Raw genomic sequence first — 13,481 nt, forward strand, 5'->3', positions numbered from 1 at the left:
GTAACCTCGCGTTGTGACTTTGCTCATAGGGAGAATTTTGAATTTAAAGTAATTGTTTCTTCGCTCTAACCTTAGGGGGCAGCCCAGGGGCCTAAACCAAGAGGCGTTGAATGATGCTTTGCCGCGTTCTGATTTACATTGTTGTCTTTTCAGTGGGGGCTGCGCCTTGGGTTGCGTTGGTGGATGAAGGCTTGTTTTTCAAGCTGACCACCGAATTGGAGCGCGTTACAGGTGGCGGCTTCTTTTATGGCCTGGCTTGTGTTGCATGGTTCTTAATCGCGCTTTTCACCGTTCTGGCTGTGCTTGGTGGAATCATCGGATCGATTGTTGGGGCAATTGAATGGTCGAAGGACTCCAATAATCCAATCTGGCTGAGAGGCCTGATTTGGATCGGCTTTGGGCCGATTTGGGTTTTATTCATGGCGGTTGTTTTGATTTTCAACGTGATCGCTAAATCAAATCCAGACGGCGTTACCCCTCCGCCAACGCCGGCAAAACCGAAGAAGAAAAGCGGCCCTGTTTTTGGATCGCACTTCGTTGAATCAGAAATTCTGGGGGAGCACTATCACATTGGTGGTAAGGCTGTGTTGCGGAAGATACTCAACGGCACTCGGCCTTATTGACAGAGGCTGCGGAACCATCAAAATCTACAATCAAAGGGCACCCATAGTAAGGGTACCCTTTCTAGAGATTGCCGCCGGCTCATAAGATCCGCCTTTCGATCACACAGAGGCCCAACATGCAGAATTCCTCCGGCAATGACGACACCGCAGTATCTGCCGATCCCAGCGAGGAAATCTGGAAGGCAATCCGCCGCGCGTCGAAAAAGGATGACGACACGGCCGCGCGAGAGCGCCTGGCTGCTGGGTTCCCGATCTATTACAGCGAAGACGACACCCCAGCCGGCCTTGTCATCAAACGCCATCCTTGCGGCCGTCGTGAACTCGTCCGCTGCGATCCGGCCGGCGACCAGGTTATCCGCGTCCTTTGACATCGAAACCGCAGCTGTGGGTATTCGCCGGGCCTAACGGTGCCGGTAAATCCACTTTCGCAGCTCGCCATGTCGCTGGGCGCATTCCTATCGTGAACCCCGATTTTATCGCCCAGGAGCTCCCGCCTGGCCCTAGTGCCACCGCCACGCTATTGCGTGCCGGCAGGCTCGCCATCGAGCAGCGCGGCCGCTTCGTCGATAAGGGCCAAACCTTCGCTATGGAAACCACATTAACGGGGCAGGGGGAGCTTCGTTTTATGCGTGCCGCTCGTGCAGCTGGGTATAAGGTCAATCTCGTGTTTATCGGCCTTGCCCGTCCCGAGGATTCCTATAGCCGCGTCCTCGGGCGCGTCCAGGCTGGCGGTCACTCCGTTCCCTTAGCCGACATCGAGCGCCGTTTCTCTCGCAGCTTGGCGCACCTTCCGGATGCCATGCGGACAGCTCACAGATCCTTCGTCCTCGATAACACCCGTGATCGGTTTCGCTTGATGCTTGTTCGCGAACGCCAGACGACCAGGTTCGTTAATCGCGCGCTTTCTGCTTGGGTGAAGAATGCCGTTCCGACAGGCCTCCGCCACGCACCCGAAATGGGCTTAGAAATGTAACGAGGCATTGCCTGCTAGTCCGACAGGCTTAACCAAAACAACAAGTCGGCCGCCTACGGCGGCCTCCTTTTTCAACTGATTTCGCCTCGTGTGTTACTGAACACGTTTTCAATGCGTTTCTCCCCTGATGGGGCTCTGAAGCTAGCTGTCTCCGTTAAAACCCCAGACACGCAAAGAGTAATCCAAGTCAGACTCTGATTTCAGACGACTGTACTTTGGAGAAATCTCCACCGTTTCTGGAAGCTGTCTGATAGGATCAAGTTCAGGTTCGGTGCCCTCTCGGTTTTGCGAGATCGCAATGTCCGGGGCGTTTATGCCGTTAACGGAACCGCCATTCAGAGCAGCGTCTATAAATTCCGCTTGCCAGATGGGTGCGATTTCGACGTGAGATTCCTGATGGCCAGGAAAAAGGCGCCATAGGGTCGGAATAGAAAAGTTGAAACGGAAATCCGAGAACAGGGCGTCACCAAAATCAAAATAGACACCCACGTTGTTGTTCGCCCAAGTTTTTATCAGAACGCAATTGCCGACAGGAATTCTCAGCTTGAGTGGTGAGTTTTGCAACACTCGGGCGTGGTTTAGCTGAAAGTCGAAGCGCTTTATCTCTCTTTCGACACGAAGGCCATTTATGACCCACGCCATGCTTTCGTAGAACGCCTCACGTGCTTCTCGCGCTTGGAATGATATCGGTGAATGTTGAAATTCGATCACTCGGCCACAGTCTGTTTTAACATCTGCCCGGTGCTTCTCCCCATCTTTCGAAGTGACAGTCACCTCCCGGCAGTGTTCCGGAAAGTTTCGCTTCCATTCACGATGCCAGTCGGTTTCATGCTCCCACCACGGGTCGCAATTGCTTCCACGCTTATGTGCCCAATGATGAATTCGTATCTTCCCGCATTTGGGAATCGCTTCTTCACCACATAATGCACAGATGCCTCTGCGGCCGCGTTTCGCTGAATGACGCCGCCCGTTGACAATCGCGAACTCCATGCGCAACAGCTCTCAATCAGGGAGACAGCGGATAGTAAAGCCATCCAAAGAGGACGCTATCAATGGCCTGTGAATGAACTCATGGCCCAGTGTCTTGTTGATAACCCACTATCCACGCTCGCGTAGTGGACAGATTTTCATTGTGCCGCAGCATTCTTTTCCCTCGGCGACCAGCTTATCAATGATCTGGGCTTCAATCTTGCGGCGTTCGTATTCATGAAAAATCAGACTTTCTATCACAGTGCGGTTTGGGCAATTTCTGCGAAGTATGGGTTTGTGCTGTCTCTGACAATCTGAATAACATTCATCGAAACCACAGGGGTCTTTTCTGAACAGTTTGTGTTTAAGGGTACAGCCCCGGGGACAAGGCGCGCGGGAATTCAAAATCCGATCACCCGTTTTTGAACGGCGAGGAAGCTTTTCTGCCAGCCAGCCTTTCCCCCGAAACATGGAACGCAGAACATCATCCTTCCAGCCGAGTGGTTCTGCCAGAGCCTCCATCTCAAGCTGTATTTTAGCTGCACTGCCATGACTTAAGCCGGCGGCCAAAGGCCATACAGCACGCCTCTCTGCGTAAAGCTGGTTTGCCAGAAAACTTCCGAGCCCCGACCACCAAGAATTAGCAGCATCGACGTTTGTCAAAAATTTATCAGAGCCGTAATACAAGCAGAATGTGTTGTCAGGGTTTATGTGACGTTCAAGGCAAAACTCAGGAAACTGGCGGTGCTCCATTTGTTCGATTGCAGAGGCGCCGCGCTGGTCGGTAGCTCGAAGTTCAAGGTAAAACTTCTTACTCGACATGCCCCCAGGCAACGGCGGCGTAGCAACTACTTTCACTCCGCCATTATGCCGCGCTTCTATTTCTATCCAAGGCGGCAAATTTTGGAGAAGAAGCTCGACGGAATTCATTCAAACTTCAAGTGAGCGCGCGGTTGCTCTGAGCTCGATGGCACGTGAGCGCGGGCGTATGTTGGGTTAGCAACCGTTGCTGGTGCGGCAGAGAGGCACACCGTGATTTCATCATAATCCGGCTCCGCGGTATAACCTGCTTCGTCAAGAATATCCTCAAGTGCTGCTGGCGCTACCCGCAATGCGCTTGGTCCGATTTTTACCCTATTTTCCTCGCATTCGCGCTGCATCTGTTCGGAACGTGTTGTTGCAACACTTGATGCGATCCGAACTGAGCGATCTCCTCTAATGCCGATCCTTGAAATCGGGGTTTGTCCAAGTTCAAGGCCAACGGCCAAGCCCAAGCTATCCAGATCATCCAGCACGGATTTGCACAGTGCAAAGGACTTATGGAGCCCACCTGCGCACATTGTCGCAGTCGCAACTGAGTTCCGTTCGTTAGTCTCCGTATCTGACCCTTCAGCAATAACGGCATGGATGCAGTCGCCAATAAAGCGGACTTTTCTGCCTCCAAAGTCGTCCTCGACGACATTTTGAAACTCTTGCCGAATTACAAAAAGTGCTCGGACGACATCACGGATGGCACCTTTTTGAACCGCATCATCTACATAGTTTGTGTATCCGGACAAATCGGCAAAAAGTGACACCAGAGCCATTCTAATTGAATGGCTCGGACTAAGCTTGGCGTAGTCGATTTCGCTCAGTGGGGGATGTTGATAGAAGAACGAAAAGGATGCGTCTGTGACGTCCGGCAGGTCACCTTTGTAAATTTCATTACGCCAGTTAGCGACGATTCTATCAGTGAATTCTTCGCGGCTTTGCTCACCAAACACCAAATCACCCTCTGGCGAGCGACGGGCAGAGTTTACTGCCACATCGCCTTCGGACAGGCTCAAAAATTCGAGAGAAACTCCCTCTTCAGCGTGTCCAAGGATTTTGCGAACTCGATCTGAAACGTAGACGCCGGACTCCTCTCCAGCGGCTAGTTTTGCAGCATGGTTTGCGGCGCCGCCAAGAAACATTGGCTCCTGTTCGTCTCCGGTGCCGTTGTTGATGGCAACGCATGTCCCAACGTCCACTCCAATGCGGAAGTTTGCGTCGAATTCACTGCGACCTAGTTCGCGATTGGCGGCGACCGCGACCTTTTGAAAGTCCTCGATGAAGGCAAAGGCTTCGGCGAGTGTTTCGCGGGTGACGCCCTCGTTGCCTTGTTCAAGGACGACGGCATGTACGCGACCGCTATGAAAGTCGACGCGTTGTGCCGACGAGTTTTCGATTACCCGATCCGCGGTGCTGTAGTAGAGGTGCAAGAGACGCATAGCCCTGTCGTGCGATGCCTCGGTCTCAACACCCTCCTCCAGTCGATATTCGTCATAGTTCGTAATGGCGATGTAGATTTGCACGGTATCGACAACGACGGCCTGATTTTTCGGCAGGCTGAATAGCGGCGGGGTAATTGATTCCATTGCCGCTGCAAATGCCACTTCGCGGGTTTCGTAAAGCTGCCGATATTCTTCGAAGCGCTGCACTTCGAACTTTGGAGCTTCTGCAACGTGCTTCTTAATGCGCGCTAGCGCGGTCGCCTCATTCCAGGGCATTTCGATTATCCTTTCTAATTTGCCCGGTCCGAACCGCGCTAATATTTACTGATATCCTATAAAATAGGACTACCCTATAAAATGTCAAGATGGTAGTCTTGGTTTCGAGAGGAATCAGCCGCATGAAGCAAGACGCGTTCAAGCCTAGCCTGCGTAGGCGATATGAATTTATTGAGTTTCAGCTTATGTGGGAGGGAACGGTCGGGCGAAAATTGCTTCAGCAAAAGTTTGAAATCTCGCCACAGCAGGCCACCATCGATTTGACGTCTTATCTCGATATGGCTCCCAAGAATATGTCTTACGACCCCCGTCAACGTACATACGTGGCAGGCAGTTCTTTCCGTCCGAAGTTCTTAAAAGGGGAGGCGTCCGAGTATTTACTTCATCTCGAGATGCTTCACCACGGGTATCGTCAGGCCGAAGAAATCTGGCCTGCAAATATTCCATCGTTCGATGCAGTTGCCGTTGCTTCGAGAAAAGCTGACCCTGCAACGCTTAAATCAGTCTTGCTTGCGATCCGTACTGGCCAATGTGTCGAAGTAACATACGTCTCACTTAGCTCTGAGTTCGAAGGGCCGCGTCGATTGTTCCCGCATGCGATCGCTAGCGATGGGCACCGATGGCATATGCGGGCATTTGATAGCGATAAGAATCGTTATTCAGATTTCGTTTTGTCACGTATTGAAAAGATCGCAGTTAGAGAAGATGACGTTGCGGAGTTGCCCGAAGATACAAGCTGGCGCTCGTTCATCAGTTTGTGCTTTCAGCCTGACCCCAAGCTTTCTAAGCGTCAGAAAGAAAGGCTTCAAATCGAATATGGCATGGAGAATGGCCAACTGGCGATTAGCGTGCGCAAAGCGATGCTCTTCTACTATCTCCGCTTTTACGGTTTTGACCCGTTGGAGTTGGAAGGGGATTACATGCGCAACAAAAGTAGCTTTCACCTGACTTTAAAGAACCTTAAGGAAGTCGAGTCATGTCTGGACCGAAGAAGTTGACGGGAAGCAATGGCAAGATTGGTCCAGAGGAAGCCGAAGCTTCAAACTCGGAGGAACGAAAGCACGCCACTTTGCTCAGAAATGATTTGATTGCGGGTGACGAAGAGATTGTAGCTCGGGTCATGGAATCCGCGAAATTTGCTACTTTCCCTTCGGGTCATAAGCTAATTGAGCAAGGAGATACGGACGACTGCGTTTATTTCATTATTGCCGGCAGCACGAAGGTACGAATTAATAACCGTCATATTGATGTGCGGGGCGCCCCCCACACGGTTGGTGAAATGGCGGCGAAGAAAGCCGGTGAAGTACGAACGGCAGATGTAATCGTACAATCAAAACAACTTGATGCGTTGGTTCTATCGGGGACTGATTTCCGCAAGATCATGCAAGATTTTCCCGGCTTTTCGGATCGTCTTGCTGAGCTGATCGACAATCTCTCTCGAAGCAAAATTGCACAACTCGGTGAGGCGGTCGAAAGAAAGGGGCTTCCGTGGGTTGCCCTGAGCGGGATCGTGAGTGTTGGTGCCGGCGTCATCGGGGGAGCTGCACTATGGGCTGCGAACTTTGATCTTCTATACGTCTTTTGGGGTGGGCTAAGTGTCGCGCTTGCTGGCTTCGTATGCATGGTGCAGTTGAACCCAGATTTTCGTTATCGAAATATCTCTGGTATGGCGGCAATCGCTCTCATTCTCTCCATCGTCTATGGTTCCATAAGCTTTGCAGTAACGGTGGACGGCCAAAGGCTGGACCTCCCATTGATTGATTTTAGCGTCAACACAGATCAGAAGCTCAAGGTACACACGATCAATAGCTTTGTCCTACTCGCTCTGGCTACCATCATGGCTATCTTCGATTTGAAACTCACAAGCTCACGCAATAGCCGATAGACCAGCGCTTCCTATGAGGCTGTCTAATTAGGCCGCTGGGGGCGGCTAGCTGATTGTAAGCTGACGGCGACCCATCGGAGCGGGGGCTCGTTTAAGGTCACTAACGGCGCTCAAATTAAGAGTTCAACTTCCCATAAAACCAAGGGGGTCCCTCAATTTGGGTGGCCTTGCATGGGTTTGCCGGAGTTTGCACGTTTCCGCCGGAGTTCGCCTTGTCGTAGGGGGGCAGGATATGCCGGGTGGGCCCACCTTCTGGGCCGCCCGACGCCCTATGGGCATCCTGCTTATTCGCCTTCCAGGCTCAACGATTTTCCAGTCCATACAGGGCCGATATGACAAAAGGCGGTAGATTGCCGGCTACTCCGGCCTGGTCGTGGGCTGCATCCCTTGTGAAAAAGCTATGACAGCCACCTGACAGCTTCCGACTAGCTGGCGGCCGGCGGGATCGAAATCAGACTCCGCTTGCCTGGCCGAAGCAGACAGATGTATGTTCTTGAAATGTTCACATCTGCCAATCGCTCCCGAATCTTTACGTCCAGGACCAGCCGGCGGCTGGCGCTACCGCTGGTCGCCGCCCGTGTTCCCGCCGGATTCCCCAGCCCAGCAGAAGATTTTTCTGACGGTACGCTCGATCTAAACGACCTGATCGAGCATCCTGCAGCCACCTTCATCGTCCGGGTTTCGGGCTCGTCCATGACTGGCGCCGGCATTTTCGACGGCGATCTTCTTATTGTGGATCGCAGTATCAGGCCCCGACCGGGCCAGATCGTCGTCGCCGTTCTAGCCGGCGACATGACCGTAAAGCGGCTGAGGCGCCGGGACGGGCGGTGGTGGCTGATTCCCGAGGTTCAGGGTCATGACATGCCTGGAGATAGCTTCGCCGCCGTTGAGATGGGCGAGGACTCGGAAATCTGGGGTGTCGTCAAGAACGTGGTCCGGTGCCTATCGTGAGCCGGATTTTCGGCTTGGCTGACGCCAACAATTTCTATGCGTCCTGCGAAAGAGTGTTCCAGCCCGAGCTGCGAGGCAAGCCCACGGTGGTTCTATCAAATAATGACGGCTGCGTGATCGCCCGTTCCCCCGAAGCCAAGGCGCTCGGGATCGGGATGGGCGATCCATTTTTTAAGCTTCGCGAGCGGCCCGAGTGCAGGTCCGTACAGGTGCGGTCCGCAAACTTCACCATGTACGGTGACATGAGCCGCCGCGTCATGGACATCATTGCGGCAAACGTCCCCGACATCGAGATCTACAGCATCGATGAATGCTTCATCGACTATACCGGCGTGGACCAGACGGTTGACCACGCACGGACGCTCAGAAACACGATCCATCAATGGACCGGGCTTATGGTCAGTGTCGGCCTCGGTTCCACCAAGACATTGGCAAAGATTGCCAACCGGCAGGCCAAGGCCGCGCCGGACGGTGTATTTAGCCTGCTCGATCCCGACGCCCGGGCGCGCGTCCTGAAGGAAACGGACGTGGGCGACGTGTGGGGTATCGGCCGGCGATGGTCGCGCCGCCTCGATCGCTACGGTATCGCCACCGCTTGGGACCTGGCGCAGATGGACCGTCAATGGACCCGCGATATCATGGGCGTGACCGGTCTCCGCACAGTAGACGAGCTAAACGGCATTCCCTGCCTGGCGCTGGAGCAGGTGACACCCGACAAGCAGACCTTATGCGTCTCCCGCAGCTTCGGCACCACCGTCCGGAACCGCGACGGCCTGGCGTCCAGGCTCCGCCATTTCGCCACCAGTGCGGCCGAGAAGCTGCGCCGGCACGGACTAGCCGCCGGCGCTGTCAATGTGTTCATTCGAGGCAACCCGTTTCGTCCGGAATCGCCGCAGTATTCGAACAGTGTCACCGTGGGCCTAGCGTCGGCGTCATCGAATACCAGTGACCTCGTAAAAGCGGCACTCCAGGGTCTGGATAGGATTTACCGGCAGGGCATCCCTTACAAAAAGGCTGGCGTTTTATTGATCGACATACGCCGACAGGCGCCGCCGTCCCTGTTCGACGTCTCAGACCCACGCCGGGAGATGCTTATGCGGACTTTGGACGCGCTCAACGCCCGGCATGGGCCGGGAACGCTCTGTTACGGTCATATGCCCCGCCCCAGGACCTGGTACATGACCCAGCGGCACCTATCCAGGCGCTACACAACTTGTTGGAGGGAACTGCCGGTTGCCAGAGCTTGACTGGAACCTTATCGACGACAGCTCCGGTGAGCGCCCCGCTCTGCCCTCAGCTTCAAGCGAACGGCTGTCTGTCGCGGACGGTTATCTCGGACGGCAACATGCCGGCAGCCTCATCGCTTGCCGTGGACCTGGTGTTTCATGATCACGGTAACGCCACTTGGAGAAACGCGGGCAGTCCAGGGGCGGACCGGCGCGGCTCACTTTGGCTCCAATGTCGTGGCCGTCGAGGTAGGAAACGCCCGCTATCGCCCTTCGCTTTGCTCCTGTGGAATTGTCCTAGCCTATGCCTCGACCTAGTGACTTATCTTTGCCTGACCCTTTCCCCTTCACCCACATTTTCAATGTTTCCTTCGGCCCCAGCGCGCAGGCCTTCCCCTTGTCATCGATTACGACCAGACCAACAAGGTCGGCCTGGTCATTTTTCACCAATGCGACTGATCGACCGGCGCCGACATCGAGCATTTCCGATTCACAGCCCGCTGCTGTTAAGCGCCTTTTTGGCACATCAGTCCACTTCCTCGATTTCGTCACTTCTTCCAGTGCGGGCGCTGCGATCTTCGGAAACAGGCGTGGTGACGGAGGTTCGCCGAACACGGCCCGTAGGGCCTCCGTGTGCGCGACCACTAGGACCATCGCCAGTGGATCTTCGTAGGCTTCCATCGCGAGCCACATTTTCCAGTTGCTCGCCACTCGGCTGATCAGACCCTTGCGAGTCAACTCGTGACTTTGTTGGCCGATATACCGCGACCAAAGCGGCCCTATGTTCGGGTGCCGACTGAGTAGGGGTGGACGATGATAGCGGGCCTTCGCGATCCCAACGCCTCGTTCTATCCTGTTTGCTGGGGCTTGGAACGGCCCTAAGCGTTCCTCAAGTGCATTCTTTGAACACTGGCGCCCCATGGCGCTAGCTTTCATCGTTCCTTGGCCATCGAGGTCATAAAAAACCAGGCCATTTCCGCGTGGTTTAACACCGACGTTCCAGACAGCGAGCTGACTATGAAGGTGATTCCATCCTCGCGCTTGTTCTACTGCTGCCAGTACTTCCGGCTTCCGGTCGAGCATGAACCGCTGAAACGACTGCTGCCAGGTATGGCGTTCGTAATCTCGCGCCTCTGGGCTCAATGGATTTCTCCCGCTTTCCCGATCCGACATGCCCCGGTCCACAGATAACCCGAACTCCTTTTCAAACCCCCGACTAATCCGCTCTAGCGTCTTAAAGTCGTTGAAAGGCGCAATGATCTTGTTGGTCCCAGGATGAACCCGATTGATCGCGATATGCATATGAAAATTGTCTGTGTTTTCGTGAGCCCCGGCGACGTATTGGTGGCCCTCGAACCCGAGCGCTTCCACGTAGCCGCCAGCAATTTTCCGCAGGGCATCATCGCTCAGCTTTGATTCTTCCCCCGAGCGAAACGAAACCACCAGGTGATAGGTTCTATCTGTCGCTTCCGGCCGCATCATTCGCGTGGCTTCGATTTCAATGAGGGCTACTTCCAGGTCTTCAAGGCCCGCGCCTGCGTTGCAGTTTCCGAACCAACAATTCCGCAGCTTTTCGCCCGGATGGTCTGCGGCCGCGATATAGCGGCCGAGCCGTTCGAAATTGTCAGCAATGCCGGACTGCTTCGGAATTTTTTTGGCGATCATTTGCGCGCCGGCTTCACCGCATTGCGGATCTCGATCACGCAGCTCTTGATGTCGTTTTGCGTCGTCTGAATTGAATCGATCAGCTTCGCAAAAGAAGCCGTGTCTTCCGGCCGCTCGTCGATGGCGAGCTTGAGTAAGTTGCCCAGCCTGGCCAGGTCTGCATTGACCTTCAATAGATCACTAATGCTTTCCCAGGCCGCGAAATCTTGCGGGTTCGGAATCGGGTATCCGACGCCGAGCCGCAGCAGAAATTGAGAGACAGACAACTTCGTTTGCGCGGCCACTTCAGCGATCCGCGCCTTTTCTTCGTCTGTGCCGTAGACTTTAATCAGTTTTCTATTCGTCGCCATCGCCGCGCATTCTGGTTTACCGGTTAGGTTTGGAATTACGGATCAGGTCCACGACATCTGCGTATGAAATTCCGACTTTCCGTGCGGCCGCGCGAATGTCATCCACGGTCGCTGGTGGAGTGTGGTCACTCCAAAGTCGATCAAACTCGTCGATGGTAGGTGTTCCTTCAGACCACGGTGCGACCGGTTCGGATAAGTTCAAGTGGGATTTGACCTCTGTGCCACCGCGCCACTTAATGGGGGCCTTGATCTGACTCGCCTGTAATTGCACGCCAGGAACCAACCGTAAAACAGCTCTAAAGCGCCCATCTGTCAGCGCATAAACAGCCTCTGCTTGAAGGGGGTTGAGATTCGATACGCCCTTTTTCCCCAAAGGGGCTCTGGCAATTTGTCCTCCCTGCGGCATGTAGAGTGAGAACGCAGCAGCAACATTTACGCTTGTTATGCCCGTCATAGGGACGGTGGTGATATGCCAAATATGTACACGACTGAGATCTGGCTCGAAGTTTGGCAGGCCTATAGATTTTAGGACCAGCCCAACGTTTGGTTCGGACAACGTTGCGTTACCGCGAAGCCACTTCGAAAAATTAGAAATATCGACGCCGGCATTTATCGCGACTGTTTTGGGTCGACCAAAAAAGAAGCATGCTTCTTTGATTCGGGTGCGGGTCTTTTGGTCCATGAGCATACCAAAAAATATAATATATTGACAAAAGTAATTGGTATCTACCAAATTATCGGAGATGGGAGATGATAATACATGGTAAGAAATGCGGTCAATGAAGGAGCGCGCATGGTAGAGACACTTCCAAAATTATTCACCGAAAAGGAGGCTGCCGAATATCTCGGTTGCTCAATTTCTACGATCCGACGAGAGCGAAGGCTGGGGCGGATTGGCTGTACCTACGTAGGCAGGCGCCCTCGCTACACAACAGGCATTTTGAACGACTACTTACGAAACCAGCAGGAAGAACCATGTCATCACCGCGAAAACAACGCTTCGGTCAAATTGGCGGCTTCTGGCTTTCGCAGCGCCCCAACAGCCCAGTCTGGTGCCGCACCTGGTTCGATCCAAATACCCGGCAAACACGCCGCGCATCTCTTGGCACAACGGACGTTCGGGAAGCGGAGTTGAAGCTCGCGGAATGGGTCACGAAGAACCAACAGATGGTCGATGCGAACCCGCGAGGCGTTCCTTTGGAAACGATCTTGGTGCGGTTCTATGAATTTCAGGCGAAGGACCAAGCCAGTGAAGTGCAGGCCCGAACAGGTCTGCGACTTTGGTCTGACTATTTTGCGGAATCGCGAGTGTCCGATCTAACCCCTGATCGCCTAGAGGCTTTTATCGATTGGCTGAAAGTGAAAGGTCATTCGGACGGGTACGTGAACCGGACCCTTGCGGTAGGTCGCGCCGCATTGAACCGGGCCCGGAAGCGACAAGAAATACAGAATGTTCCCTTCATTCCTTCATTGGCGCCAGGGGAGCCCCGCGACGTGTATCTATCCGCCGACGAAAGTGCGGCCCTATTCGATGCCTGCGACGAGCCGCATGTCCTTCTGTTCCTGATGTTGGCGTTCAACACACTCTCTCGCCCGACCGCGTTGCTCGAACTGCAACACAATCAGATCGACTTTGAAAATCGATTGATCAACCTGAACCCAGATGGTCGAAAACAGACGAAGAAATTCCGCCCGACCATCCCGATCACGTCCACATTGCGTCCGTGGTTGGAGCAGATGGGGCGCGGGCCATTGATTACGTATTGGGGGCGGTCGATTAAATCGATCAGGAAGGGGTTTAACGCGGTTCGAGACGCAGCTGGGCTTGGACCGGACGTGTCGCCTTATGCAATCCGCCACACCATGGCGATCGAACTGCGTAAGCGCGGAGTTCCGCCTTGGGAAGTCCAGGGGATATTGGGTCATAAATCTGGCGGCTATCGGACCACGGAAATCTACGCGAAATATGCGCCGGACTATCTTGGCAAAGCAGCGCAAGCGATTGACGAGTATATGGAGGAAGTTTCAAAGCGGACGAGCCGGCCGCTTAATCCCGCTCTTATGGACGAGTTGCGTGCTAGCAGCGTGCTAGTTGGAAAGAATATGAAAGTGCGCGGTAATAAAAAACCCCCTGTAAATACAGGGGGTTCGAATGGTGGAGCCGGACGGAATCGAACCGACGACCTCTACAATGCCATTGTAGCGCTCTCCCAACTGAGCTACGGCCCCACGGGGTCCCGCCGGCATGTGCCCTGGCGGGAAAATTTGGGAACGCCGGCGAACCGGGACCCGGAAAATACGTCTGCCGGGT

13 protein-coding genes, 1 tRNA gene and 1 pseudogene are annotated in these 13,481 nt (G+C 54.2%); 8 read left to right on the forward strand and 7 right to left on the reverse strand.

The genetic code is table 11. From position 1 onward, the window contains the following. Nucleotides 1-110 precede the first annotated feature (110 nt). The 3 genes from KFF05_00470 (at nt 111) to KFF05_00480 (ending at nt 1,596) form a co-directional block, all read left to right on the forward strand. Nucleotides 111-623: a hypothetical protein gene (locus tag KFF05_00470; protein UTW51913.1), complete on the forward strand. Its 513-nt coding sequence runs from the start codon at nt 111-113 to the stop codon at nt 621-623. Nucleotides 624-739: 116 nt separating this feature from the next. After that, nucleotides 740-991, forward strand: coding sequence for a hypothetical protein (locus tag KFF05_00475; protein ID UTW51914.1), 252 nt, complete (start codon nt 740-742; stop codon nt 989-991). Further along, nucleotides 988-1,596, forward strand: a complete 609-nt coding sequence (locus KFF05_00480) for a zeta toxin family protein (GenBank protein UTW51915.1) — start codon at nt 988-990, stop codon at nt 1,594-1,596. Before KFF05_00475 ends, KFF05_00480 begins: the two co-directional genes overlap by 4 nt. A 141-nt stretch (nt 1,597-1,737) precedes the next feature. On the opposite strand, the gene KFF05_00485 is transcribed toward KFF05_00480, so the two are convergent. The 3 genes from KFF05_00485 to KFF05_00495 form a co-directional block, all read right to left on the reverse strand. Continuing rightward, a complete protein-coding gene (locus KFF05_00485) occupies nt 1,738-2,586 on the reverse strand; it encodes a hypothetical protein (protein ID UTW51916.1) in 849 nt (282 codons plus the stop codon). A 108-nt stretch (nt 2,587-2,694) separates the two neighbouring features. Beyond that, entirely contained in the window at nt 2,695-3,495 is an 801-nt protein-coding gene (locus KFF05_00490) for a hypothetical protein (protein UTW51917.1), read from the reverse strand. Continuing rightward, nucleotides 3,492-5,093: a hypothetical protein gene (locus KFF05_00495; protein UTW51918.1), complete on the reverse strand. Its 1,602-nt coding sequence runs from the start codon at nt 5,091-5,093 to the stop codon at nt 3,492-3,494. Before KFF05_00495 ends, KFF05_00490 begins: the two co-directional genes overlap by 4 nt. Nucleotides 5,094-5,215: 122 nt before the next feature. On the opposite strand from KFF05_00495, the gene KFF05_00500 reads away from it, so the two are divergent. From KFF05_00500 to KFF05_00515, 4 genes are all read left to right on the forward strand, one after another. Further along, on the forward strand, nt 5,216-6,091 hold the full coding sequence (locus KFF05_00500) for a WYL domain-containing protein (GenBank protein ID UTW51919.1): 876 nt from the start codon (nt 5,216-5,218) through the stop codon (nt 6,089-6,091). Then, nucleotides 6,070-6,978, forward strand: coding sequence for a cyclic nucleotide-binding domain-containing protein (locus tag KFF05_00505; protein UTW51920.1), 909 nt, complete (start codon nt 6,070-6,072; stop codon nt 6,976-6,978). Before KFF05_00500 ends, KFF05_00505 begins: the two co-directional genes overlap by 22 nt. 483 nt (nt 6,979-7,461) lie before the next feature. Further along, the gene (umuD, locus tag KFF05_00510) at nt 7,462-7,929 is read left to right on the forward strand and encodes a translesion error-prone DNA polymerase V autoproteolytic subunit (GenBank protein UTW51921.1); all 468 of its coding nucleotides are present in this window, start codon (nt 7,462-7,464) and stop codon (nt 7,927-7,929) included. Further along, a complete protein-coding gene (locus tag KFF05_00515; GenBank protein UTW51922.1) occupies nt 7,926-9,176 on the forward strand; it encodes a Y-family DNA polymerase in 1,251 nt (416 codons plus the stop codon). Before umuD ends, KFF05_00515 begins: the two co-directional genes overlap by 4 nt. 276 nt (nt 9,177-9,452) lie before the next feature. Here KFF05_00515 and KFF05_00520 read toward each other — a convergent pair whose 3' ends face one another. The 3 genes from KFF05_00520 to KFF05_00530 are packed head-to-tail and all read right to left on the reverse strand — an operon-like array spanning nt 9,453 to nt 11,852. Continuing rightward, nucleotides 9,453-10,820: a relaxase/mobilization nuclease domain-containing protein gene (locus KFF05_00520; protein ID UTW51923.1), complete on the reverse strand. Its 1,368-nt coding sequence runs from the start codon at nt 10,818-10,820 to the stop codon at nt 9,453-9,455. Continuing rightward, on the reverse strand, nt 10,817-11,170 hold the full coding sequence (locus KFF05_00525) for a conjugal transfer protein TraJ (GenBank protein ID UTW51924.1): 354 nt from the start codon (nt 11,168-11,170) through the stop codon (nt 10,817-10,819). The genes KFF05_00520 and KFF05_00525 overlap by 4 nt, the downstream gene beginning before the upstream one ends. A 16-nt stretch (nt 11,171-11,186) precedes the next feature. Further along, nucleotides 11,187-11,852 carry a hypothetical protein gene (locus tag KFF05_00530; protein ID UTW51925.1) on the reverse strand — a complete coding sequence of 222 codons (666 nt, stop codon included), beginning with the start codon at nt 11,850-11,852 and terminating at the stop codon, nt 11,187-11,189. Nucleotides 11,853-12,145: 293 nt separating this feature from the next. On the opposite strand from KFF05_00530, the pseudogene KFF05_00535 reads away from it, so the two are divergent. Further along, nucleotides 12,146-13,135 (forward strand): annotated as a pseudogene (locus KFF05_00535) (site-specific integrase). A 188-nt stretch (nt 13,136-13,323) separates the two neighbouring features. Here KFF05_00535 and KFF05_00540 read toward each other — a convergent pair. Continuing rightward, nucleotides 13,324-13,399 (reverse strand) — tRNA-Ala (locus tag KFF05_00540). Between the last annotated feature and the right edge of the window lie 82 nt (nt 13,400-13,481).

It is taken from the genome of bacterium SCSIO 12827 (assembly GCA_024397995.1).
Taxonomy (GTDB): domain Bacteria; phylum Pseudomonadota; class Alphaproteobacteria; order Rhodospirillales; family Casp-alpha2; genus UBA1479.

Coding starts and splice junctions, on each gene's coding strand:
- KFF05_00485 (UTW51916.1), bottom strand. CDS start 2,586: ATGGAGTTCGCGATTGTCAACGGGCGGCGTCATTCAGCGAAACGCGGC.
- KFF05_00495 (UTW51918.1), bottom strand. CDS start 5,093: ATGCCCTGGAATGAGGCGACCGCGCTAGCGCGCATTAAGAAGCACGTT.
- KFF05_00470 (UTW51913.1), top strand. CDS start 111: ATGATGCTTTGCCGCGTTCTGATTTACATTGTTGTCTTTTCAGTGGGG.
- KFF05_00490 (UTW51917.1), bottom strand. CDS start 3,495: ATGAATTCCGTCGAGCTTCTTCTCCAAAATTTGCCGCCTTGGATAGAA.
- KFF05_00520 (UTW51923.1), bottom strand. CDS start 10,820: ATGATCGCCAAAAAAATTCCGAAGCAGTCCGGCATTGCTGACAATTTC.
- KFF05_00475 (UTW51914.1), top strand. CDS start 740: ATGCAGAATTCCTCCGGCAATGACGACACCGCAGTATCTGCCGATCCC.
- KFF05_00500 (UTW51919.1), top strand. CDS start 5,216: ATGAAGCAAGACGCGTTCAAGCCTAGCCTGCGTAGGCGATATGAATTT.
- KFF05_00525 (UTW51924.1), bottom strand. CDS start 11,170: ATGGCGACGAATAGAAAACTGATTAAAGTCTACGGCACAGACGAAGAA.
- KFF05_00505 (UTW51920.1), top strand. CDS start 6,070: ATGTCTGGACCGAAGAAGTTGACGGGAAGCAATGGCAAGATTGGTCCA.
- KFF05_00530 (UTW51925.1), bottom strand. CDS start 11,852: ATGGACCAAAAGACCCGCACCCGAATCAAAGAAGCATGCTTCTTTTTT.
- umuD (UTW51921.1), top strand. CDS start 7,462: ATGTATGTTCTTGAAATGTTCACATCTGCCAATCGCTCCCGAATCTTT.